This is a genomic window from Bacillus sp. 22-7, from assembly GCF_010628845.1.
Lineage (GTDB): Bacteria > Bacillota > Bacilli > Bacillales > Cytobacillaceae > Cytobacillus > Cytobacillus firmus_B.
Map to the genome: position 1 here is coordinate 32575 of NZ_NJQY01000001.1, position 23356 is coordinate 55930.

At 41.3% G+C, this 23356-nt stretch carries 29 protein-coding genes; 6 read left to right on the plus strand and 23 right to left on the minus strand.

Features of this window, described 5'->3' with window-relative positions; genetic code table 11:
- Positions 1–2: 2 nt before the first annotated feature.
- The 6 genes from CE058_RS00165 to CE058_RS00185 all read right to left on the minus strand — a co-directional run bounded on the left by CE058_RS00165 (position 3) and on the right by CE058_RS00185 (position 6176).
- Positions 3–1523 (minus strand): sugar ABC transporter ATP-binding protein, encoded by a 1521-nt coding sequence (locus CE058_RS00165; protein ID WP_163139454.1) that lies wholly within the window; start codon positions 1521–1523, stop codon positions 3–5.
- Between the two features lie 82 nt (positions 1524–1605).
- Positions 1606–2712, minus strand: coding sequence for a sugar ABC transporter substrate-binding protein (locus CE058_RS00170; RefSeq protein ID WP_163139456.1), 1107 nt, complete (start codon positions 2710–2712; stop codon positions 1606–1608).
- Between the two features lie 226 nt (positions 2713–2938).
- On the minus strand, positions 2939–3712 hold the full coding sequence (locus CE058_RS00175; RefSeq protein ID WP_035326567.1) for a TerC family protein: 774 nt from the start codon (positions 3710–3712) through the stop codon (positions 2939–2941).
- 121 nt (positions 3713–3833) lie between these two features.
- Positions 3834–4691 carry a manganese catalase family protein gene (locus CE058_RS00180; RefSeq protein WP_163139458.1) on the minus strand — a complete coding sequence of 286 codons (858 nt, stop codon included), beginning with the start codon at positions 4689–4691 and terminating at the stop codon, positions 3834–3836.
- Between the two features lie 87 nt (positions 4692–4778).
- Positions 4779–4955, minus strand: a complete 177-nt coding sequence (locus CE058_RS24620; RefSeq protein ID WP_204260494.1) for a hypothetical protein — start codon at positions 4953–4955, stop codon at positions 4779–4781.
- Between the two features lie 15 nt (positions 4956–4970).
- Positions 4971–6176, minus strand: coding sequence for an erythromycin esterase family protein (locus CE058_RS00185; protein WP_163139460.1), 1206 nt, complete (start codon positions 6174–6176; stop codon positions 4971–4973).
- A 151-nt stretch (positions 6177–6327) separates the two neighbouring features.
- On the opposite strand from CE058_RS00185, the gene CE058_RS00190 reads away from it, so the two are divergent.
- Together CE058_RS00190 and CE058_RS00195 are read left to right on the plus strand one after the other, a co-directional pair.
- The gene (locus tag CE058_RS00190; RefSeq protein ID WP_163139462.1) at positions 6328–6651 is read left to right on the plus strand and encodes a DMT family transporter; all 324 of its coding nucleotides are present in this window, start codon (positions 6328–6330) and stop codon (positions 6649–6651) included.
- Between the two features lies 1 nt (position 6652).
- Positions 6653–7000, plus strand: coding sequence for a DMT family transporter (locus CE058_RS00195; protein WP_163139464.1), 348 nt, complete (start codon positions 6653–6655; stop codon positions 6998–7000).
- A 38-nt stretch (positions 7001–7038) separates the two neighbouring features.
- On the opposite strand, the gene CE058_RS00200 is transcribed toward CE058_RS00195, so the two are convergent.
- The 6 genes from CE058_RS00200 to CE058_RS00225 all read right to left on the minus strand — a co-directional run bounded on the left by CE058_RS00200 (position 7039) and on the right by CE058_RS00225 (position 12154).
- Entirely contained in the window at positions 7039–7878 is an 840-nt protein-coding gene (locus tag CE058_RS00200; protein WP_163139465.1) for a MurR/RpiR family transcriptional regulator, read from the minus strand.
- Between the two features lie 160 nt (positions 7879–8038).
- Positions 8039–8731 carry an N-acetylmannosamine-6-phosphate 2-epimerase gene (locus tag CE058_RS00205; RefSeq protein ID WP_163139467.1) on the minus strand — a complete coding sequence of 231 codons (693 nt, stop codon included), beginning with the start codon at positions 8729–8731 and terminating at the stop codon, positions 8039–8041.
- A gap of 23 nt (positions 8732–8754) precedes the next feature.
- On the minus strand, positions 8755–10287 hold the full coding sequence (locus tag CE058_RS00210; RefSeq protein ID WP_163139469.1) for a PTS transporter subunit EIIC: 1533 nt from the start codon (positions 10285–10287) through the stop codon (positions 8755–8757).
- A 523-nt stretch (positions 10288–10810) separates the two neighbouring features.
- Entirely contained in the window at positions 10811–11353 is a 543-nt protein-coding gene (locus tag CE058_RS00215) for a GNAT family N-acetyltransferase (protein WP_163139471.1), read from the minus strand.
- A 119-nt stretch (positions 11354–11472) separates the two neighbouring features.
- Entirely contained in the window at positions 11473–11928 is a 456-nt protein-coding gene (locus CE058_RS00220) for a hypothetical protein (RefSeq protein WP_163139473.1), read from the minus strand.
- Positions 11929–11962: 34 nt separating this feature from the next.
- Positions 11963–12154: a hypothetical protein gene (locus CE058_RS00225; RefSeq protein ID WP_163139475.1), complete on the minus strand. Its 192-nt coding sequence runs from the start codon at positions 12152–12154 to the stop codon at positions 11963–11965.
- Between the two features lie 147 nt (positions 12155–12301).
- Between CE058_RS00225 and CE058_RS00230 the strand changes: the two genes are divergently transcribed.
- Complete coding sequence (locus CE058_RS00230; RefSeq protein WP_163139482.1) at positions 12302–12769, plus strand: SRPBCC domain-containing protein; 468 nt, start codon at positions 12302–12304, stop codon at positions 12767–12769.
- A gap of 36 nt (positions 12770–12805) precedes the next feature.
- Here CE058_RS00230 and CE058_RS00235 read toward each other — a convergent pair whose 3' ends face one another.
- Positions 12806–13009: a ChaB family protein gene (locus CE058_RS00235; RefSeq protein WP_035325486.1), complete on the minus strand. Its 204-nt coding sequence runs from the start codon at positions 13007–13009 to the stop codon at positions 12806–12808.
- 294 nt (positions 13010–13303) lie between these two features.
- The gene (locus CE058_RS00240; RefSeq protein ID WP_048009697.1) at positions 13304–13780 is read right to left on the minus strand and encodes an Lrp/AsnC family transcriptional regulator; all 477 of its coding nucleotides are present in this window, start codon (positions 13778–13780) and stop codon (positions 13304–13306) included.
- Between the two features lie 209 nt (positions 13781–13989).
- Between CE058_RS00240 and CE058_RS00245 the strand changes: the two genes are divergently transcribed.
- Entirely contained in the window at positions 13990–14931 is a 942-nt protein-coding gene (locus tag CE058_RS00245; RefSeq protein WP_163139484.1) for a DMT family transporter, read from the plus strand.
- Between the two features lie 44 nt (positions 14932–14975).
- Here the strand turns inward: CE058_RS00245 and CE058_RS00250 are convergent, their stop codons facing one another.
- The gene (locus tag CE058_RS00250; RefSeq protein ID WP_163139486.1) at positions 14976–15272 is read right to left on the minus strand and encodes a hypothetical protein; all 297 of its coding nucleotides are present in this window, start codon (positions 15270–15272) and stop codon (positions 14976–14978) included.
- 254 nt (positions 15273–15526) lie between these two features.
- On the opposite strand from CE058_RS00250, the gene CE058_RS00255 reads away from it, so the two are divergent.
- Positions 15527–15967, plus strand: coding sequence for a cell wall hydrolase (locus CE058_RS00255; RefSeq protein ID WP_048009700.1), 441 nt, complete (start codon positions 15527–15529; stop codon positions 15965–15967).
- Between the two features lie 27 nt (positions 15968–15994).
- Here CE058_RS00255 and CE058_RS00260 read toward each other — a convergent pair whose 3' ends face one another.
- The 5 genes from CE058_RS00260 to spxA all read right to left on the minus strand — a co-directional run bounded on the left by CE058_RS00260 (position 15995) and on the right by spxA (position 19377).
- Entirely contained in the window at positions 15995–16594 is a 600-nt protein-coding gene (locus CE058_RS00260; protein ID WP_163139488.1) for a hypothetical protein, read from the minus strand.
- 520 nt (positions 16595–17114) lie between these two features.
- Positions 17115–17525 carry a hypothetical protein gene (locus tag CE058_RS00265; RefSeq protein WP_283913987.1) on the minus strand — a complete coding sequence of 137 codons (411 nt, stop codon included), beginning with the start codon at positions 17523–17525 and terminating at the stop codon, positions 17115–17117.
- Between the two features lie 544 nt (positions 17526–18069).
- Complete coding sequence (locus CE058_RS00270; protein ID WP_163139492.1) at positions 18070–18396, minus strand: IDEAL domain-containing protein; 327 nt, start codon at positions 18394–18396, stop codon at positions 18070–18072.
- A gap of 87 nt (positions 18397–18483) precedes the next feature.
- Positions 18484–18897: an RrF2 family transcriptional regulator gene (locus CE058_RS00275; RefSeq protein ID WP_048009704.1), complete on the minus strand. Its 414-nt coding sequence runs from the start codon at positions 18895–18897 to the stop codon at positions 18484–18486.
- 84 nt (positions 18898–18981) lie between these two features.
- Positions 18982–19377 carry a transcriptional regulator SpxA gene (gene spxA / locus CE058_RS00280; protein ID WP_163139494.1) on the minus strand — a complete coding sequence of 132 codons (396 nt, stop codon included), beginning with the start codon at positions 19375–19377 and terminating at the stop codon, positions 18982–18984.
- Positions 19378–19600: 223 nt separating this feature from the next.
- Here spxA and pdxR point away from each other — a divergent pair, with 223 nt between their 5' ends.
- Complete coding sequence (gene pdxR, locus CE058_RS00285) at positions 19601–21034, plus strand: MocR-like pyridoxine biosynthesis transcription factor PdxR (protein WP_163139496.1); 1434 nt, start codon at positions 19601–19603, stop codon at positions 21032–21034.
- 38 nt (positions 21035–21072) lie between these two features.
- Here pdxR and CE058_RS00290 read toward each other — a convergent pair whose 3' ends face one another.
- From CE058_RS00290 to CE058_RS00300, 3 genes are all read right to left on the minus strand, one after another.
- Entirely contained in the window at positions 21073–21513 is a 441-nt protein-coding gene (locus tag CE058_RS00290) for a GNAT family N-acetyltransferase (RefSeq protein ID WP_163139498.1), read from the minus strand.
- Between the two features lie 107 nt (positions 21514–21620).
- Complete coding sequence (locus tag CE058_RS00295; RefSeq protein ID WP_163139500.1) at positions 21621–22361, minus strand: ABC transporter permease; 741 nt, start codon at positions 22359–22361, stop codon at positions 21621–21623.
- Positions 22358–23269: an ABC transporter ATP-binding protein gene (locus tag CE058_RS00300; RefSeq protein ID WP_163139502.1), complete on the minus strand. Its 912-nt coding sequence runs from the start codon at positions 23267–23269 to the stop codon at positions 22358–22360. Before CE058_RS00300 ends, CE058_RS00295 begins: the two co-directional genes overlap by 4 nt.
- Positions 23270–23356: the final 87 nt, after the last annotated feature.

Genomic DNA, 23356 nt, shown 5'->3' on the forward strand with positions numbered 1-23356 from the left:
TCCTATTGCGTAGCAAGCTGCATAATACTTTCCTGATTGGCTTCTTCAATCGACAGCTCACCTTTCATTTGGCCTTCCGCCATGACATAGACACGATCGCTCATCCCAAGAACTTCACCCAGTTCCGAAGAAATCATAATGATGCTCATGCCTTCCTCAATCAATTGGTTCATAATCGTATAAATCTCGAACTTAGCTCCCACATCAATGCCACGCGTCGGCTCGTCCAGAATCAGCAATTTCGGCCCGACAAATAGCCATTTGCCCAGGGATACTTTCTGCTGGTTTCCTCCGCTTAAGTTGCCGACAACCTGTTCAAGTGATGAAGCTTTGATATACATGGACTTTTTATATTCCGCTGTTTCCTTCACTTCTTCGTTATCGTTAATCACTCCATTTACTGCAACCCGTTTGAGATTTGCTGCAGAAATGTTGTTTTTAATGTCCTGTATTAAAAACAGGCCGTCCCCTTTTCGGTCTTCCGTCACATACGCAATCCCTGACCTGATGGCGTCACTCGGATGCTTCAGCGTCTTTGGAACGCCATCCACCAGGAGCTCGCCTTGCAATTTATAAGATTTTGGATTTCCGAAAATACTCAGGGCAAGTTCTGTCCTGCCTGACCCCATCAAGCCAGCAATCCCGACAATTTCTCCTTTTTTAACATGAAAATTAACATCTTTTACAACCTGCCTGCCCAAATGCACAGCATACGCAGACCAGCTGCGAAGCTCAAGAACAGGATCGCCAAACGTCTTGTTCGGCCTCTTCGGATAAATATCTTCAATCTCCCTGCCAACCATGTTTTTGATAATGACATTTTCAGAGATTTCACCTTTTGCTGCGTCCAGGGTACAAATTGTTTGGCCATCACGTAGCACCGTAGCCTTATCTGCAATGGAAATGACTTCCTTCAGCTTATGGGAAATCATAATGCAGGTAATTCCCTGCTTTTTCAGCTCACCTAACAAATCCAGCAGATTTTCGCTGTCATCTTCATTCAATGCTGCAGTCGGTTCATCCAGGATAAGCAGTTTCACATCCTTGCTTAAAGCTTTGGCTATTTCGACCAACTGCTGTTTTCCAACGCTCAGGTCTTTAACGAGTATCTCAGGGTTCACATCGAGCTTAACCTTATCCAGCATTTTTTTAGCTTCAGCAATGGTCCGGTTCCAATCGACGATTCCCCCTTGCTTGATTTCATTGCCCGCAAAAATATTTTCATAGACTGTGAGATCAGGAAACAAGGCAAGCTCCTGGTAGATAATGACGATTCCTGCCTTTACACTGTCACTAATTTTGTTGAATTGCTGCACACTGCCCTCAAATACAATATCACCCTCATATGTGCCATAAGGATATACGCCGCTGAGCACCTTCATCAGAGTGGATTTGCCCGCTCCATTTTCACCGATTAAGCAGTGTATCTCACCTTTCTCCACCTTGAAATTGACATTGCTGAGCGCTTTAACACCTGTAAACTCTTTGGAGATTCCGTGCATTTCCAAAATATTTTCGCTCATTATGACTCCCCCTTAGCCAAACAGCTATTCAGAAGGAGAAATAGTGATAGACGCATCTATCACTACTTCTCGTCCTTATTGATTAAAGCCCTGTAAATTCATCTGCTTTATAGTATTCAGAATCGATCAGTTCATTTTTTACGTTATCTTTGTCGACAACGATTACATCTGTTTGCTTTGCTTTAACTTCAATCTTGCCGTTATCGTAAGATCCAGTTGTCTCAGGGTCTTTGTCTTCAAGGATATCAATCGCCATGCCCATTGCATCTTTTACGAGAGTACGAACATCCTTGAATACTGTCATGGATTGCTTTTCATCAATAACGTATTGAATGGAAGCTTTCTCTGCATCCTGACCTGTCACAAGATAGCTGGATACTGCGCTGTCAGTTCCAAATACATCTGCAATGGAACGGGCAGTTCCGTCATTCGGAGCAAGAATAGCCACATCGCCCTTCAGATCGTCAGAGGCTGCTGTCAAATGGGTTTGCGCTTTGTTCTTTGCTTCGTTAGGATCCCAGTTCGTTGTTACCTGACCAATAATTTTGCTTAGCTGGTCACGGGACAGATCAGCTGTATCTTTCAAAGCTTCGGCTTCGCTTGAGTTAGCAATCTTGAATGTGCCATCTGAAATTTTAGGCTGAAGCACGCTCCATGCTCCCTGGAAGAATAAGAAGGCATTATTATCAGAAGCAGCGCCGGCATATAGGTACAGAGGCACGTCCTTGCCCTTTGCGTTGTCAACTAAATATTGTGCCTGTGCAGCTCCTACTGCAAGGCTGTCAAATGTTACATAATAATCAATTGCATCTGTGTTAGTAATTAAACGATCATAGGAAATGACTTTTACGCCATCCTTCTTTGCGGCTTCAACCGCCGATGCAGCTGCATCACCATCTTGAGGACAGATGATCAGTACATCAATCCCTTTGTTCAGCAAAGTCTCTACATTTTCTTTTTCCTTAGCCGAAGATCCCTGGCTAAATAAAATTTCAGTTGTGTATTCCGTTCCTTTTAACGCATCTTTAAACCTTTGCTCATCCTGAACCCACCTAGGCTCATCTTTCGTTGGCAAAACAATCCCGACACTTACTTCACTGCTTCCGCCGCCGGTTCCCTGGCTGCACCCTGCTGCAATAAATGCAAATATCAACAACATAAGAGAAACGACTTTCCACTTTCTTTTCATTCTTTTTCCCCCTTTATAATGGATAAGAATTACCTGTCTACAGGAAAAATTATAACTTTATTCCCAGTTCATGAAAGCGTTATCACTAGCACTCTTTTAATATCACCTGTAATTTTTTATACTTTAATCGAATGTTGCAGCAGTTTTATTTTCCCAATCAAAAAAGACAGCCCGCAAAAGCTGTCCATAAGAAAATGCGTTAATCCTAAGATCAACGCATTTCTCTTTATAAAGCTTCACCCTCCGTTTGTTTCTTACCCGGAGCAAACCACCCAAGCAGCGCAATGGCCACTAATACGCCATAGAAGACGATAGTCCAGCCTGTACTATGAGGAAAATGATGATCAAGGACACCAATATCCTCATGGGCAAGTGTGATAACAGCAAGCTTGACACCAACCCATGCGACAATCGCATAGGCCGTTGTTTCCAATGCAGGCCGTTTGGCAAGCAGCTTCACAAACCAGGTAGCCGCGAATTTGATCAGGATCAGTCCGGCAATCCCGCCTAAAACGACGACAATAAACTGGCCTCCATCCATGCCGCCGAAATCATCAAGCGGTGAATCCGGCAGTCCAAGTGCCAGTGCAACAGCCGCAAGAATCGAATCGATGGCAAAGGCAAGATCCGCTAATGCAATCTTTCCTACAGTAGGCCAAAATCCTTTCCCGGCTGCGTCTTTCTTCACATCCTCGCGAATATTTTTATTTTCTTTACCGAACTTGGCCTTAATCACATGTTTTAAACCAAGGTACAATAGATAGGCCGCTCCAATGGCCTGTATCTGCCAGACGTTTGCAATAAAAGATATGGCAAACAGCGCACCAAATCGGAAAACAAATGCCATAATGATTCCATAATTGATTGCCCTTTTCTTCTCATCTTCCGGTAAATGCTTGGCAATGACTGCCAGAACAAGGGCATTGTCCGCTGACAGCAAGCCTTCCAGTCCAATTAGTATTAATAATGCCCAGGCATACTCCAGCCATATGGACTCCATCCGCAGCACTCCTTTTAGCAGCATATTCTTCGTTGATAACTATAGATTCCCCAAAAATGCTGGAGGAAACCTTAAAAATATATATTAAAATGGCGTCCTATATTCAGGACGCCGGAGAAAACTAATTATTCAAATCAAAAAGCCCAGGTGCATGTTCATTCGGCATGTCTGGCATTTCTGGGACAGGATAGCCTTTTGGCGGTTCTACAACGGCAAGGTCTCCGCCATTTCTGCTAGGAGTGGGTCCTTGAAAAATTTCACCAATCCGGGTCTCATCAAGCCTGAAATTGAACTGCGCATTATGGAAGCCCATTTCAACGTACTTACGGCATTCAGGGTATTTATTTAAATCATAATTTGGAATCGGGAATAGTTTGCCCCAATCAACACCCAGCGTTTCCAGTGCTTTGGCGAAGGCATTTTGATGGGCATTATCCCGCACTATTAGGAAGGCAATCGTTTCCCTCAGTGTCTTATTGCTGCTCATTTCGTAAATCCTTGATTTCTGAAGAACTCCGGTGGATTCAAGAACCACATTATTCAGGAGGTTCGCCACCAGGTTGCCATGGTCATATACCCAGGAGCCATTCCACGGGTTGCCGCCAGCATCGACTGGAAGTGACGCCTTTGCCCCAATAATGAAATGATGCGGATTCGCTCCACCCTGGATGACATCATCCAAAGGGGCCCCATCCGCTGCCTGGTTGCCGGGCATATCCCCTCCAGCTTCATTCAGAAGCTGATTAATCGTGGATTGGACAAGCTCCACATGGCTCAGCTCTTCCAAAAATACGCCTCTTATCAGATCTCGGTATTGCTTCGCCTTGCCTCTGAAATTCGCACTCTGGAATGAAAACTGCATCAATGTCCGCATTTCACCAAACTGTCCGCCCAATGCCTCCTGCAGCACTCTCGCCGCATGAGGATCCGGCTTATCAGGTACAATCATATTGATTAAATCTTCTTTATAAAAGTACATGGATCATCAACCTCCTTTTACTAAGCATTCTTAATTAGAATGCCTGACGGGCGTCCCATTATTCATCACGGATTGATGTCCCAGCACTCATTTTTTGGAGAAGCAGTACCTTGTATTAATAATAAATAAAGTCCCCAGGAAAAATAAAGTAACGGTAATCGAGCTTGCAAGCGCCGAGTACTCTCCATTTAATATATATTCACTTGCCAGATTAACCAAAACCATATTCGCCATGTCCACATACCTGCTAACTAAAAGTTTCATGCTGTTCCCACCCCTTCACCGCTCTAAATAAACGGGCGGCTGCACCACTCTGCAAAAAAAGATGCCGTCATAATGCTTTTGAGGATAAATGGAAATTGGCAGCTGTCCCATCATTCCTGCTTCAAGGAGCTGCCATCTCCGCTTCATCCAATTGCGCTCCGGCAGCCCCTTGTCACATAAGGGCACAAAGCTGTCATGTCCGCAAGCCTCCATAAACAAACTTTCCAGGTGCTTATTTTTGGTGGCATCAATAGAAAAGTTAACTCTTAGCAGGGAAGCAAACTCACCCTCTCCTGCACAAAACCCTACTGAATAAACTTGATCACTATATCTGCTATTGGACAGGAGCTGTCCGACAGTCGTAATTCCCAAAAGGCTTGAGGTCAGTGTTTTGCTTTTTCTAATATGAAAATTATGAGCCCAGACAATGACCTTTTCACCCTTGAAATGCTCTTCTAATAACCACTGCAGATTTTTGAACATATTCGTTCCCCGCATGACACCAGATGCCATCCAGCTTTTTGTATTGATTTCCAGCCACTTCAGACGGTTTTTCAGCCCCTGTCCAATAACCTTCAGGATTTCTTCTCTTTCCAGATCAGCTTCAATTACCCTGCTTGCAAAAAGCTCCAGGCATGATTGATATAAACCCATACACATTCGTATCTTTTCTTTGACCATTTTTGGTATTTTAGCTTGGCCCCTAATCTCCTCATCGATTTCAAAGAATACGGTTTCTGCCCGATTGATTGAAGAAACCATTTCTTCGTCAGTATGTAGTTTGAGCCAGTCCAGCATCCTATGGGATACCTGCTGATATGCAGGCTGAATATCCATTCCTGAAATATGAAGGCTATCCGCCCAGGACTCCTGAAATAAAGGAAGCATCTCTTCGTTATGAAAAATATCAAGAAGACTGTGCTGAATTTGTTCTTTAGCAGGAAGGTCTGTCAGCAGACTTCTGCTTAATACCGCTTCAAGCAAACCACTCTCCAATACAACAGCCTTAAATCCATGGACCTCATGCAAATACTTGATCATATTCACTTTAGTTCTATAAAAATCTCCGATTCCATGGCTGCTCTCTCCCAGCAGCACAATCCTTTTCCCCTCAACATATCGATCCATACAGGAGAAATCAAGTGGATCCGTTATTTCACAGCTCTTGCCGGCTATTTGATCTATCCAAAGTGATTTTGTTTTTCGAGTTATGAAGTTCATTAACAAGCCTCCAACTTGGGTCCCAATATGACTATACCTATTAATACGATTTGGAAATAAATTGGTTTCACCTATTCATATACTTGGCAAAAGGAGACATCGAAAAGGTAAAATAGATTGAAACCATTCGCAGAAGAAACGGGGAGACTATATGAATGCCTATTTTCTTTTAGCATTAGCCATTGTAAGTGAAGTGGCTGGCAGCTCCTTGCTTAAAGCAGCAGACGGATTTAAAAAGCTCCTGCCATCCATTGGTGTAATCATTGGATACAGTGTCGCTTTTTACGCGCTATCTTTATCATTAAAAACGCTGCCTCTCGGCGTAGCCTATGCGATCTGGGCCGGCCTCGGGACCGTGCTGACAGCCTTAGTCGGGATCTTTATCTACAAAGAGAATGTAAATGGCAAAAAGCTGCTGGGATTGGCTTTGATAGTCGGCGGCGTCATCCTATTGAATAGCGGCGGAGGCCATTAGTATGAGAGGTTATGTATTCTTAACAACTTCTATCGCTGGAGAGATTTTTGCCACTACCATGCTCAAATTGTCGGATGGATTAACTATGCTCCTACCATCTGCAGGAGTCGTATTTGGCTATGCACTTTCATTTTATTGCTTATCATTATGTCTAAAAACCGTTCCATTAAGCCTGGCTTATGCCATTTGGTCTGGGGCAGGAACAGCGCTAACTGCTTTGATAGGCGCCATTATTTGGGAAGAAGCTTTTAGCAGCCTTAAAATAGCGGGAATTATGCTGATTATCGGTGGAATAATTGCTTTGAATTCTTCCAGTAGTGAAGAAACGGTAAAAGAGCCTTTACGTTAGGGCTCTTTTTTGATTTAGGAGACCCCCCACTCCTTTTATTAAATATCCTTTAAGGCCCTCAGCGTCTTATCACGAATCTGAACACGGTTGATATAATCCTTTGCAACAAGTTCTGTGTACAATAAATCAAAGAGCAGAAACAGAGGGAGCGTTGGAGAAATGTTCTGGCCCATATGCATACTGCTTTTACTCATAACGAGAAGGGATAGATCTGCTAACCGGGAAAGATCAGATGTTTTATCACTTGTTATGGCGAGAACTGTGGCCCCTTGCCGCTTAGCAATTTTAACCGCATCAATGACCTCTTTTGTTTTCCCTGAAACTGAAATACCAATGACCAGACTGCCGCCTGAGCTTAAGGCAGCATCCATCACTGCTTGATGAGGGTCTGTAATAGACTCAACCTGGATTCCAATCCTGAAAAACTTCCATTTGAACTCCTGCGCTGCAATTCCTGAGTTCCCGATGCCGTAAACATGCACCTTCCTTGCCTCTGTTAAAAGTGAAACAGCTTGCTGAATATCTAAATAAGTCATGTTCCGAAAGGTCGTTTCGATAATTTTCAAATGATTTTGATAAAGGTTGGAAAAATAATCAATTTCCTTTATATCACTGGACATAGCCGGCTTGTTCCTTAAATCGATATACCTTTTTAACTCATGCTTAAATTCATTAAAACCTGAAAAAGAGATCTTCTGACAAAAACGGGTAATAGTAGCAGGGGAGATATGAATCTTTTTAGCGATTTGATTAATCGATAGTTGGCTGACTTCATCAGGCTTATCGATAATATACTTTGCTAATTCCGACTCTGAACTAGTGAATTTTTCCATGGTGCAGACTATGCCATGCATAAGATTTTCTCCTAGATATTCCATACTCTTTCTCCTCTTTAGATAATCCATAGGTTCATTATACAAGATCATAGCCTTATTTTAGTCAATTCGCTGAAAACTATGAAATATCCATAACCAGCAATAAAAATGCAAAAAGCTGAAAACACCCCAGTCAGCAGCCTGAGCAGTTTTCAGCTAGTCTTTATTTTTGCATAGCATCTACAAATCTTTTCGTAATGATCTGCGGTCTAGTAATCGCACCGCCTACAACAACCGAGTGAACATTTATATCCAGCACAGAGCGGGCAATTTCCGGCGTTGAAACATTCCCTTCAGCTATAACCTTTGCATGCTTTACTTCTTTGACGATTTGTTTGATTACGTTGTAGTCATGATCATCAATTTTCAAGCCTTCTGTCTCTTTTGTGTATCCGTATAATGTCGGTGCGACAATATCAAACCCCAGCCTATCGGCAAAGACGGCTTCTTCCACTGAAGAAACATCCGCCATCAGCAAAGTATTAGGATACTTTGATCTTACGTCTTGATAAAAAGTTTCTAAATCCTTGCCATCTGGTCGGATCCGATTCGTCGCATCTGTCGCAATGATTTCAGCACCCGTCTCAGCTAAGGCATCGATTTCTTTCATTGTTGGTGTAATAAAGACAGGATGGTCCTTGTATACCTGCTTGATGATGCCGATCACAGGAAGATCCACTTGTTCTTTTATTTCCCTAATATCAGGGACAGAGTTGGCCCGAATGCCAACGGCCCCTCCCTCCTTTGCAGCCAATGCCATACGTCCCATAATGAAGGAGCTATGAAGCGGTTCTCCTTCTAAAGCCTGGCAGGATACAATTAATCCGTTTTTGATCTGTCCGAGCACTTGATGCATTTAAAACACGTCCTTATTATTTATTACTGACCTAAATACTCTTCTACTTCGTTTTTTACAATGGTGACTTGAGGTCCATAAATAATTTGTACACCCGTACCCTTTTTCACAATTCCTTTTGATCCAGTCTGTTTAATGATATCGTCTTTTACCAGGGAATCATCTTTAACAGTTACCCGGAGACGAGTCGCGCAGCAATCAACAATATCAATATTATTTGTTCCGCCCAATCCTTCTACAATCGTTTTGGCACGGTCTGTAGCTGAAACTTGCTCTGCTGCCTGTTCTTCGTCTTCACGTCCAAGAACTTTGAAGTTCTTTTTTCTGATTAAGAATTTAAAGGTAAAGTAGTATAGGAAGAACCATGGAATACCTACCATTAACACATATGGCCAATTTGTTTTATCTGCACCTTGAAGAATACCAAATAAAATAAAATCAATAAATCCGCCTGAGAAGGTTTGACCGACAGTAATATTGAAAATGTCAGCCATCATAAAAGCAAAACCATCGAAAATGGCATGCACCAAATAGAGAAGTGGCGCTACGAACAAGAAGCTAAATTCAAGCGGTTCTGTGATACCAGTCAAGAATGATGTTAACGCTGCTGATAGCAAAATTCCTGCTACCACTTTTCTGTTTTTCTTTTTAGAGCAATGGTAAATGGCCAATGCAGCGCCTGGCAGACCAAACATCATAGTAATAAAACGGCCTGACATGAATCTTGATACGCCTTCATAATATTGCTCAGTCGAAGGGTCACCAAGCTGGGCAAAAAAGATATTCTGTGTACCACTGACCAGTTTCCCGCCAATCTCCAGCGTTCCGCCAAGAGCCGTTTGCCAGAATGGCAGATAGAAAATATGATGCAGCCCCAACGGTCCGAGCATACGCAAAATAAATCCGTAGAATAGAGTTCCGATTTCACCGGTGCCTGTAACCACCGACCCAAGACCATTGATCATAGCCTGGAAATAAGGCCATATTACAAATAGAATCGCTCCTGCAAAAATCGAAGCAAATGAAACGACAATAGGAATAAAGCGAGATCCTCCAAAGAATCCTAACACTTGAGGCAGCTGAATTTTATTGTATTTATTATGCAGGACAGCAGCTGTTATCCCGACGATAATTCCGCCAAATACCCCCGTTTCCAAAGTCTGAATCCCAACAGCCATTCCTTGACCGGCTCCTGCCAAATTATCCTTCGCCAGGTCTCCGGTTAATGAAAGCAGCGCACTGATGGTGCTGTTCATAACAAAATAACCAATCATGGCTGCTAATCCAGCCGTTGCTTTATCTGAACGTGCTAAACCGATCGCTACCCCTACTGCAAATATGATCGGCAAGTTGGCAAACACAATCGAACCTGCCGCACTCATAATTGTAAAAATAGCCTGTAGCCAGCTAATATCTAAAAACGGATAAGCTGAAACCGTATTCGGGTTAGACAGCGCTCCGCCAATTCCTAATAACAGACCTGCTGCCGGTAAAACGGCTATTGGCAGCATAAATGATTTACCAAATTGCTGTGCCTTTTCAAAAGCTTTTTTCATTGATACTGACCCCCTTTATCTTGCTGAGAAGCTATACTGCTTAAACCTTCTATCTGTATCATATATTCACAGCTGCAGCAGTTCAATGGGATTGAAACCGTTTTCAATCCTTTTCACCTTTCTCCCAATAATGCTGAAAATACGTTCATCTTAGATCACATGTCTGCTTTTCTTTCATACTTGGTAATAGAATAATAATTACGTGAATTTTTATCCTCTGAAATAACTGGACCTCTTTTAAGAATTGGTCCTTTTAAACAATAAAATATTTCTTTGTTGGCTGATTATCAAGCTGGCTGAAAAAGGAAATTTAAGGATTAATGGATTAGCAGTTAGAGCAGCCATAATTTTAACGCATAAATCTTGTCTGTGAACTAGGAGAAAAATAGAATGGAGTTTATATTGAAAGTAACTGCTGCCGCTCTGAAATGGAGCATTAGAAGCGAGGCTATATTGACATTAATGGAAAGTAACCTCCAAAAAGAAATTTCACACATAACTTTTATTCAAGAGTTTGCATCGTTTATAAAATAGAATGAACCCTGACCCGCCAAATCATATGATGAGCCCCTTTACCCCAATAGTCCTTTAACAGATATTCCGGTTCTCCAAACTTCTTTGTCCAGATCTTTTGTGATTGTTTATAGCCCGAATCCAGACAGAACTCTTCCACACCTTTATTCTTTAGAGTCAAATACATCTCATTTAGCAATTCATTGCCTATGCCTGATTTCTGATAGTCAGGATGAACAAATACTGTACCCACTTCATAAAGATCATTAAGTGACCCTTCTGTACTTTGGTTTATAAGCTCACTTGCCGGGCCATATTCAATAGTGCCGATAATCTTATCACCAGCTAAAGCAATTAAGAAAAATCTATCTCTGCCGCCGCTTAACAGATCGCGATGCAGATAGCTATTCTTGGCTTCTATCTCTTCTTCCATGTCTTCCTGCAGATCCCCTATACCTTCTTTATGAAATGTATCGGTGATCACTGTTCTGAAGAAATGGTTCAGCTCTTCCATATCCGCTGCCTTTGGTCTTCTTATCAGAACTCTAAGCATTATACCCTCTCCTTTCATACCTGTCCCTGTAACTTGCCTGGCATAATTAAAATGCCCCCTTAATTTAGGGGGGCACTCTATGCAGATCTCTCTAAATCCAAATTTGGAAAATCCTCCAATTACTGAATGACCACATTCCCTGCATATTGTGCACTTCCACTATCAGAACGAAGATACACTTCTATTACATATTCACCTTTTTCTTCAGGAAGAGAAAAAGAACGATGGTCATTTAAGGCCAATTGAATCTCCTCATCATTTTTCCATAGGGAAACTGATAATTCTTCCACCAAAAAATCTTCACTGTCAAACAGCAGATCTATTTTTTGTCCGGGTTTATAGGACAGTGCTTCCTGTTTCTTCGCAAATGATATTATATCATCTGCCTCTTTCTTGATCTGTTTGTTATTTTCTCCTATCCAAACAACATTTGCTTCCTTTAATTCTGCTGACTGTACACTATCGGTGTTGGAGAGAGTTACAGCTGGCGGAGTCAAATCATATTCTTCCGCTATGCATCCTGTCAATGCCATAACCAGCCATAAACCGGCAGCCAGTTTCCAAAGATAGTTCATTTAGCACCTCTATTTATTAATATGTGGCCTGGATTCAGTCACCGCCGCCTCCGCACCCGCCGCTATCTCCTCCGAAACTCTCACAGTTATCCGAGCTGCTGCTATAATCTCCTATATAATAATGGGAGGAGGAATTCCCACTATCATAAGTACGTTTTGATGGTTTGGAACCACTAATGCCAATTACAATAATAAGAAGCAAACCCATAATAATTATTCCTGACATGTCCATCACCTCTTATTTTTATATACGGATAAGTGCTTAGTTGGTTTCAGAAAATTTACAAAATTTTTCCCTTTATTAAATTCCAGCAAGCTTGGCCGAAAAAACTAGTAAGATGCTTTTGATTAAATAGAAAATGAGGATTTTAAAATGGAAGAAATAAAGGTTTACAGGTATGAAGATGTCATTCACGCCCCGATTGATCTGGTATTTAAATACGTGGATGACGATGAAAAAATAAAGCTCTGGAATACCATGCTGATCGAAAACATTTATGACAATGAGGAAAATAAGCCAATCCCGCAGCCTGGGACTAAGTTTGTCACCGTTCAGAAATTGGATAAAAAAATTATCAAAATCGATTCCGAGTTGATCGAATATGAGGCTCCCTATAAAGTTGTTATGCACTCCCATTCCAAAGAGGGATTAAGCATTTCAAGGTATCTCTTATCAAGGGAACATGACGGGACGCGCCTGATTGTAGAAGCAAGCCTGATTCCGAGCAGCCTCTTTTATAAGCTGACAACCAAACTTTTAGGCTGGACGGCTAAATTTGTGTTTGAAGAGCAATACCAGAACTTGAAGAAATATGTTGAGAATGAAGCAGAAGACGATTGAAAAAAGGTGTCCTCAAACCGGACACCTTTTAACTAGTTACTCTTCCTTTTCAACCCATTTATCATCATCATTCTTCTCATATTTCTTCTTCACTGCACTCCAGGCCACCTTAAAGGCCGTTTCTTCCTCGTCATACTCTTCACTTGCAGAATTAAACGCTTCCTTAAAGATTTCCTGGGCGTGATGCGGAAGATTGTCTTTAACGGAGTCTGGCAGATCGCTTAGTTTATCGTATGGCATTTTTGTCTCCTCCCCTGCACAAGTACTTATAGGTATTTTTCCTGATTATGTTTGTTTTAAACACAGACAAGAATACCCTCATACAGAAAAGCTAATCGGCTGGTCATCCATCGTTTAAATCCAATCTTTCACATAAGCCACTAATCCGATCATAGAACCAATTACTGCGCCAAAAAGCACATAATGACGGGTTTGGAGCTGCGCGAGCTTTTTCGTCAACCTAATCCCTCCTGAACTTTGTTTCTAGATTCTACGATTTTTTCTGGAAAAGGTATCAATTTTCCCATAAAAATGCTATTCCTGAATCGGCAGCACCGTCGAATCCTTAATCTCCCTCAGCGCCAGGCTGGTCTGTATTTTCGTGATTCCCATTTCATTCAGCTTCCTGATGAACATCTCCAGCCCCTTGCGATCCTTGCACGCCACTTTCAAAAGATAATCATACTCTCCTGTTAAACAATGACATTCTAAAACTTCCTTCATGGATTCCAGCGTCTTTTCAAGAGATTCCAGCTTTTCCGCCTGATGCATATTGGTGCTCATAAACACGAAGCATAATAAATCAAAGCCCAGCTTCTCATGGCTTAGAATAGCGACATGCTCCTGGATATACCCTTCCGCTTCTAGCCTCTTAATTCTCGCATGCACAGCCGGAGCTGACAGATTCACTCTTTTCGACAGTTCCAGATTGCTGATCCGCGCATCCTTTTGAAGCAAATCCAAAATTTTTATATCCAGGTGATCCAGTACCTTACTTACAATCGATTCCACTGTCCATCCACCCTTTTTCAATTATTCCAAATCCTTTTCAAATCACATATCAAAACTGAATTATTCATACTTATTATCTAATATACTTTTAATTATTTTAAATTAACTTTATTATACAAAATTTTCTTTTGTTTAATATAAAAAATGTTAAAATTATTCATATAAACAATGTCATTGTGCACAATGGCTCTGAAAAGGGGCTAAATGACGTGAAATATTATCTTCTCCTTTTATTAACAAGCTTACTTTGGGGCGGAAATTTTATTGTTGGAAAAACGCTTGTGGACCACGCATCTCCTATTACCTTAACCATTTTAAGATGGACCATCGCCATTATTTGTCTTGCTCCTCTTGTCTGGCATAAAGAGAAACGGCTCCTGCCGCCGAAAAATGCCATCCTGCCATTATTGCTGATGGGCATCACGGGCGTTGCTTTGTTTCAGGCTTTGCAATTCATGGCACTGGAAAAGACATCGGCTACCAGTGTTGGCTTAATCTCTACATTAAATATGTTTTCCATTGCTGCCTTCTCTTTCATTTTTCTAAAAGAAAAAATAAACACACTGCAGCTCATGTCCATGTTCGTATCATTATTTGGGGTACTTCTGGTCCTTTCAAAAGGAAGCCTGGAGATAGTGGTCTTGCTGCAGTTTAATACCGGAGATCTTTATATGATGGCTGCAGTAGGCATGTGGGGAATCTATTCAGTCTGCAGCAAATGGGCCATGTCTTTCGTTTCACCCATGATGTCCATTCTTTACTCAGGCATATTTGGCCTTCTTGTGCTTCTGCCATTCGGCACGGCTGATTTCAACGTTACAGATGTCAGTGCTTCCTTTCTTTTATCCATTCTGTATACGGGTCTGATTTCAACAGTCCTATGCATGGTGCTCTGGAACATCGGGATCAGCCAGCTGGGCCCAAGCACTTCCGGCCTGTTCCTAAACTTTAATCCGGTATTCACTGCCCTCTTAGCTTTTATCTTCTTAGGAGAGGTTATGAACTGGATACAAGCCATTGGAAGCATCATTGTCATTGCGGGTTGTTTCTTATTCTCGGCACTTAAAACAAGAGCTCGAAAAACAACAATGGGGATTCCTGCAACAGTGTTTAAGAGCGGGACAGAGGGACAGATGCCCCGTCCCAGTTGAAAATTGGGGACAGAATACCTGTCTGTCCCCTTGTCCTTTTCTTGTTAGTGAGCTATTGAAGTAGCTGCAAGATAAAAAGCCATAGAGATGCTAATCCCGCATAGCAGAATTAACATTATATAAAAAACCTTCCTCCAAAATCCGCCTATGTAGTAGATACTTACTAAAAAGTAATAGATTAATGCACATCCAAAAATAAACAGAAGGAATTCTTTTGTTTCCTCCTTTGATGGCAGTGGTGTCGTCACATTTGTTAAAGCCATACCACCGAAAATAAATAGGCCTATACCATATAATAAATTTTTCAGGCTTACTTCTCTTTTATCATCTTTAGTTTTCAAGATACCTTCCCCCTTAAATAGTGGTACGAATTCCCAAAGTGAAAGTTTCACCCAATGTTTACTTTTCTGCATTTCTCTAACAGACATAGCATATAAATTAGCAAGCTCATTAACTCTAATATTTATATATCTAATAAGGGGGTGCTGAACGCGATGCAGTTTGCACCCCCAATTAATATTTTCTAAGTTTAAAACTGAACCTGGTAACATGTTTGCAGAATTTCTTAATACAATTCCTTTAGAGGTGATAAAAAGTGCCAAGAGTACAATATACCGACAGCGATGTGGCAATAATGGCCAGGATGATGAGAGCAGAGGCCGAAGGTGAAGGAAAACTGGGGATGCTTATGGTCGGGAATGTAATCGTCAACCGCCGAAAAGCTAATTGCCTCGATTTTGAAGGATTAAGGACCATCCCGCAAGTCATTTTCCAGGTGCAGGGAGGGAATTATTCTTTTGAAGCTGTACAAAAAGGAAATGTTTTTTACAACAGGGCACGAAGTGTGGAAAAGAGGTTGGCCAAACAAACGTTAGATTATTGGAGACAGCATCCTTCCAAGTTTGCTCTCTGGTATTTCAACCCGTACGCTGCATGTCCGCCAACATGGTACGATCAGCCTTTCTCAGGGCAATTCAAACAGCATTGCTATTATGAGCCTAAGGCCAATACATGTGAAGGCGCTTATATTTGGTGAACATGACCCCCACGTTTTGTGGGGGTATTAGTAATTCCTATCTGATTTTTCAAGGGCATCTGAATAATAATTATCTATAATCAGCATGGGTTCCTGTATAGATTCCAGGAGCCTTTCTATATTGACAGACTCCTTTTCTGCCTCTTTGCTGACATTTCGATATACAGAAATAACTGCATCCATTTTTTCTTTTTCTTCATCACTTATCTGATATGACCGGTTCTCCAGAAATTTATTAGTCATGCCATCTATAAACATATCAACGCGAAACAAGCTGTATTGAAGCAAATTCCAGTCATCTGCCTCATCCTCCATATGTAAAGTGGACATACCGGACAAATAGGAGTAAATACTCCTGCTCTCACTGCTGACAACCCTCCACGTGTCAAACAATTCCGCATTCCTTTCATCTTCCTGTTCAATCGGTATCCTTGTGAATTCCTCCAGCCTGTGAGCCAGATTATCTCCAATTGCAGATATTGCCTGCAAATGCTGATAATTTCGTTCCTGACTTTGATTTATATGATTTCTGTAACCGAGATTAATAAAAGTGCTATATACAAAATAGGACAATAATAATGTTATTATAATTCTCTTTAAATACTTTTTCGTATTCCTCTTCTTCATGGAATCCTCCCCTGTAACTGTTGTTTGGCAAAAATAAAAAGCCGCCCTCTGGCAGCTGAACTAATTGGCAAAATTGATTATCACTGCTCCCCAATAAAGAAAACTCATAGTTAGAAAAACGAATGCAAATGTGGCTAATGCTTTTGGCAATTTACCATATGTATAGATCAATACACACCCCATTACAATGTGAATAATAGCAAAAAGAATCAGGTTCATTTTTCCACCTCTTTCCTAAAGGGTATCATCATTAAAAGTGGTAAGTAAACCCAAAATGCATATCTTGAAAAGGCTGTCGATTTAACAGCCTGTGAAAATTTCTCTTATAGATTTATCGCTCGCAAGCAGGACGGGCGGAAATAGTTTTGATGATAGGATTCTATATCTTTTTGGTTTAGTCTAAACATATTCATCACCCCGATTTAAGTTTATGGGCAATGGAGGGAATGGTGTATTGTGATATTTGCATCTTGGAATTCCATGTGTTCGGACAAACATAGGCTGACTCGGACAATACACATCAAATCCCACCAACATCCATAAGATACACGCCGCCCATAAACACAATCCAGATGAAAACCGGCAAACATAATGATTTCAAAGCATTCCTCCAGCCGCCGATTTGTTTACGGCGTAAAACAATATCCGAAACAAAAAATAATACAGCTGCAGCTAAACTTAATCCAAGCAAAATTAATCCAAAAAGCAGGTGAAGAAGTAATGAAATATAAAATTCCAGTTTCCTGTTTGTATGATTCGAAAAAAATAAGACTATGCAGTCACTAATGACGGAAGTTACTGTGCCATAAACCAAAATGACCGGGAAGCTGTACAAAAGATAGAAGGGAATGGACAATATAACTCCCTGAAAATAATCGCCAGCTGAATTAACTTCTCCGGCAAACGGATCCGCTGCAATCATACCTAACATAACAGAGAACAGCGACCCTGTTATGGATGCCGCTATTATTTTTCTTGCCAGCATTTTACTGATATTGTATTTGATATAAAATCATTCCTTTTAATAAAATTGCACGATTACTCACATGCGACCTTTCACCAAATATAAAAAGCAACAAAAACCATAAAAAATGAAACAGCTAAATTTAGATACCTATACTGTATTCTGCCTTTTATAAACTCATCCGTCCCCATCACCATCATAAACAAGCTTAGCAAAAACAAATTAAAGGGCATCCACTCAAAGTTATGAGTAATTAACATATAAAGTGCTAACGGAATAATAACAACAGACAAAACTATTCGAAGTATTTTTATCAAAGACTATCCTCCCAATCAGCCGATACGCGATATTAAAACTTACAAATAGTGGTAACCCACCTGGAATAATATATTCGAAATCCAAGCTCTAATCCCTCTTCAAATGGTATTTTTATGGGAATAACTAAAAAATAAAAACAAAGTGCCTGCATCCACCTGCTGATAAGCAGACTGACACAGGCACTTCCCCGGATTTATTTAACATCCTTCACAAGCTCTCTCATTGAGTTCAGCTTCGAGGTCAATTCAAAGAACCATTCTTCATCTCCAGTGGAAAGAGCAAGATCAATCAGGAAATGAATCTGTTCCTTGTTGGCCACTTTCACCGCCGGCATTTTCTTAACCTGTTTGCTCTGCAGGGGAATGATTTTGCCTTCAATGGTTTTATTATCACTCGAAACCACCTTTGTCTTAATCATTCCTTCTTCAAGGTTCTCAATATAGCCAATGATCAGTTCCCCTTCACGGGATTTCCCCTTAACCCAATCTCCCGTTTTTAGTATTGCATTATGGTTGGACATCTTTTAATTCACCTTCTTCGAAAAGTTTTTAAGAACTGTAACGTTTTTTATTACATTTCAACAATAGGAAAGCCAATAAGCTCCCAATTATTTTTCTTTATGGATGAGATCAACAATATCTTTTAAGGTATAGTGCTTCAAATATTCACCCAGATGTTCCTCTGCACCTAAGAAGATGCTGATCAGAACTCTTTGCATATTCGCCCCCACTACACACGCTTCATTGGAATCCGGACACTTCGGCTGAAGTGCACCTTCAGATGTGATCTTATAAATATCCCAAAGATTCACTTCACTTAAATCCCGGGCAAAAATAAATCCGCCGCCCGTTCCCTCTTTTGATTTAATAAATCCATGTTTTTTTAATAAACTCAGGACTTTTCGGATGCGGACCGGATGGACACATGCGCTTTCAGAAATCGCATCACTTGTTGACATGCGATCCAGCTGAAGGGCGAGATACGTTAAACTGTGAATGGCAAGAGTAAAGTCGCTATTCATGGCCGGCCTCCTATATTTCTGCTGTTATACTGTAATGGTAAGTTTCACAGATCAGCTTGTCAAGAATTTACAGCATGGCGCTGTCTAGTTAGCCAATCTTTGCAGTTCATTGTAAGAAAACGTACGAAACTTCCGTGGAAGAAAGCTGCGGATTTCGTCTTCGTTAAAGCCGACCTGCAGTCTTTTTTCATCCAGAATAATCGGTCTCTTCAGCATTTGCGGGTTATCAATAATTAATTGATATAACTCTTTTAGCGGCATGGAATCAATATTCACATTTAGCTCCTGGTAAGCTTTTGATTTAGTTGAAATAATCTCCTCAGTCCCATTCTCGGTAAGGCGAAGAATCGATTTTATTTCATCTACGGTAAGCGGCTCCGTTACAATATTCCGTTCCACATATTCGATTTGATGCTCCTCAAGCCACGCACGTGCTTTCCGGCAGGAACCACAGCTGGAAGATAAGAATAGATTCACCATTTAAAACACTCCCTCGATTGTATTCATCTTTATAAAATGTAATAATAAAAATTACAGTTAATATACCATTAATCAGGATTCATTTATACCAAGGATATACTGTAATAATAATATTTACAGTTACAAAAGTCAACATGAACTTTTACTCAATATTGCAGCCGATAATTTTTCTAAGAGCTGATATAATATTATATAACTCATTTTTTATAAAAGGATGTTTCAATTGGATTGGAAACCTGATAGAAAATCAAAAACACCTATTTATAAACAGCTGGCGATTTATATAGAAAACGGAATAGCAGATGGCACCTTCCCGCCAGACAAACCTCTGCCCTCAGAAAGAGGATTAGCAAAACAGTTTGATATCAATAGAAGCACGGTTGTTGCTGCATATGATGAATTGGAGTCAAACGGGATCGTCGAACGAAACCGGGGAAGCGGTACGATGGTCAGCAAGGATATTTGGGGAATGGCGAAAAGACGTATTCCAAGCTGGAACCGGTATATTGAAGCAGGCTCCTTTTTGCCCAACTTGCCAGTCACACAAAGGATACATAAAGAACTGGCAGAGACAAAACTGATCAACCTGGCCAGCGGGGAACTCTCTCACGACCTCTTTCCTTTGGCTTCTCTAAGAGAAATTACTTCCAATCGCTCTTTTATCGGGACACTGGGGTACGATCACCCGCAGGGAAATGAAATTCTGAGAAGTACACTGGCTGATCATGTAAAAGAGTACCGGGACATCGAGACCAGCCCTTCTTCCATACTTATTACATCCGGTGCCCAGCAGGCCCTGCACCTTGTCGTCCAATGCCTCTTAAAACCCGGGGACTCTGTTGCCATCGAAGATCCCTCTTATCACTACAGCCTGCCAATCTTTAAATCAGCCGGAGTCAAAACCTATTATTTAAAAACAGGCAAGCATGGAGTAAATCCTGATGATATTATAGCCTTATATAAAAAGCATCGAATAAAGATGATCTTTTTAAATCCTATTTTTCAAAACCCAACAGGCACATTGCTTCCTGAAGACAGGCGCAGAAAAATCCTTGAATTGTCCTCTGAATACGGGATTCCGGTGGTGGAAGATGATCCTTACAGCCTAACACCCTTTACCGGTGAAAAAATGAATACACTCAAATCCCTGGATCGCAATGGCATTGTTTTATATATTAGTTCTTTGACCAAAATTGTCGCTTCCGGGCTTAGAATCGGCTGGATCATTGGCCCCAGATCGGTAATTGAGCGGTTATCAGATGCCAAGCAGCAGGTGGACTTCGGCCATGGCAGCTATTCACAATGGGTTGCGAATGATTTTATTGAGTCCGCAGAATTTGAGTCACATTTAAAATTACTGACCAGGCAATTAGAACAGCGGAGAAACTCAATTGTCTCAAGCCTGGATCATTTTCTGGAAGACCAAGTGGAATTTAGTACACCGCAAGGCGGAATCCATCTTTGGTGCCGGATCAAAAAAGAGCACAATGAAAATCAGCTGCTTGAAGAGTCAATAAAACAGGGTGTCATATATGTTCCCGGAACAACCATGGGATCCGAGAAAGGGTTCGTTCGATTTACATTTGGCAGGGAAAATGAAGCAAACATCCATGAAGGGATTAAACGGTTTGCCGAGGCTCTGATAAATCTCGAATAATGAAAAAACGCCTGTTGTCAGGCGTTTTTTCATTTTCATTAAATACTTAATTCAAAATGATAAAATTGCTCATCCCGCGTAAACCCAATTTTTTCATAGAGTCTTTGTGCAGATATATTATCATGAGCCGTACTCAGGCTGAGACTCACTGCCCCAGTTTCAGCAGCGAGACCTTTTGCCTTGTCTATGAGCATTTCCCCTATTCCCTGTTTTCTTGCCTCTCCATCTACATACAAATCATTCAGGATCCAGGCCCTTTTCATAGATATAGATGAATAAGTTGGGTATAGCTGAGTAAATCCAAGATACTTTCCTTCCTTTTTCACCACATATATGACAGAGTCCTCCTTCTCCAAGCGTTCTTTTATGTAATCGGCTGCTGCTGCCAAATCGGGTGCCTGGCTGTAAAATACACGGTATAAATTAAATAAAGCGGAAACTCCTTCTAGATCCTCCATTGAAGCTTGATAGATTTCCATTTTTATAACCACCTTTATAACTTTAATTAAGTAATTATATAAATATTAACAAATGTTTGTAAACTCAATATGTTCATAAAATGAAAAAAGCCCCAATCTCTTAGGACTTACTTCCCGCTCCACCGAAAGAACCGCACAGCAAGTACAACAGACACAATCGCAATCCCTATCAAAACAGCAGCTTCAAACCCATATTCCGTAATAGGTGCTTCCGTCCAGGTTCCCCTCAGCAATTGAATCACATAATAAAGCGGAAGGATTTTAGCTGCATATTGCAGGACCGTCGGCATCATCTCAAGAGGAAAGGTCGCTCCTGAGAGGAACAGCATCAGGTTCAGGAATAAGGAGCTGATGGCTGCTGCAGACTGTGCATTTTTAGCTAAGGATGTAAGGAATAAAGCAAACGGAAAAAAAGCCAGGATGCTGATCAGCAGCGAGAGCAGCGTACTTCCTATATAAGCCGGCAGGGTCAAGTCATAGAGGAGCATGCCAAAAACCATTAGCAGCAATGCAGATATGGCAAAGATGACGGTGCCTTGAAAGGTATGGGCGGCGAGGATTTTCCAAGGCTGAAGCGGAGTCGACTGATATCTTCTCAATACGCCTGTTTCCCGGTAATTGGTTAAGACAGTTCCCAGTGTAAAAAAGGAAGTGGTCACAATATTGACGCCAATCCATGAAGGAACAAAGTATTCCGCAAAAGCCTTTTGGCTCATGTTGTCTCCCACAAACATGGAACCGAACAGCCAAATCATGACTACTGGAAACAGGAACGTCCAGAACATACTTAGCCGGTCCCTAAAGAACATTTTCGTTTCAAGGCTGGCGAGTTTTACAATGGCATTCATCCGATTTTCTCCTTTTCTAAGTACTGGACAAATAAATCATCTAGTGAGCCCTTCTCAAATTTAAAGCCCGTCAGACGTATCCCCTTTTCCTGGCAATGAGTGAAAATGTGATAAGCTGTTGTCTGCTGATCATCGCAGTACACTTTGAAATCGTCCAGATTATTCTCCACTCGTTCAACACCAGGAAGGGAATTTAAATATTCCCGGCTAAGGCCGGAACTCGTAAAAGCCAGGCAGTCAGCAGCCCCTTCATTTAGCAACTCACGTGGTGCATCCAGTGCTTTCAATTGGCCGCTGTAGATCATTGCCACCCGATCACAAAGCTGCTCAGCTTCTTCCATATAGTGTGTGGTCACGACAATGGTGCTGCCTCGTTCTCTTAACAGCCGAATTAATGACCACATTTCCCTCCTTGCTGAAGGATCCAGCCCCATGCTTGGTTCATCAAGAAAAAGAATCTCTGGTTCATGCAGGGTGGCTAAGGCGAGCGTTATCCGCTGTTTCCAGCCGCCGGACAGGTCATCAAACTTTACGTTCATTTTTTCTCTCAAACCAAGCATGTCTATTAAATAATCTTTTTGCGTCGGGCCTTCATAAAAGGAAGAAAAGAGATCCAGCGCTTCTTTTACTTTCATTTTCTTCTGAATGGATGTGGCTTGAAACTGCACGCCGATTTTTTTGTTTAATTCACGCAGCTGCTTGCTGGGCACAAGACCAAGCACTTCGACCTCCCCTCCGCTCGGAACGGAAATCCCCTCAAGTATTTCAAGTGTTGTCGTTTTTCCTGCTCCGTTCGGTCCTATAATTCCGAAGATTTCCCCTTTATAAACGGTAAAAGAAAGATTCTTTATCGCCCGGGTGGCACCAAAATTTTTAGATAAATTTTTTACAGAAATGACACTTTCCATCCGGATCCTCCTTTAATCTTTATATAATCAGTATAGGGGTGCCATTTCCAAATGTCACCAATTGTAAGGCGTCACGCAGGAAGAGTA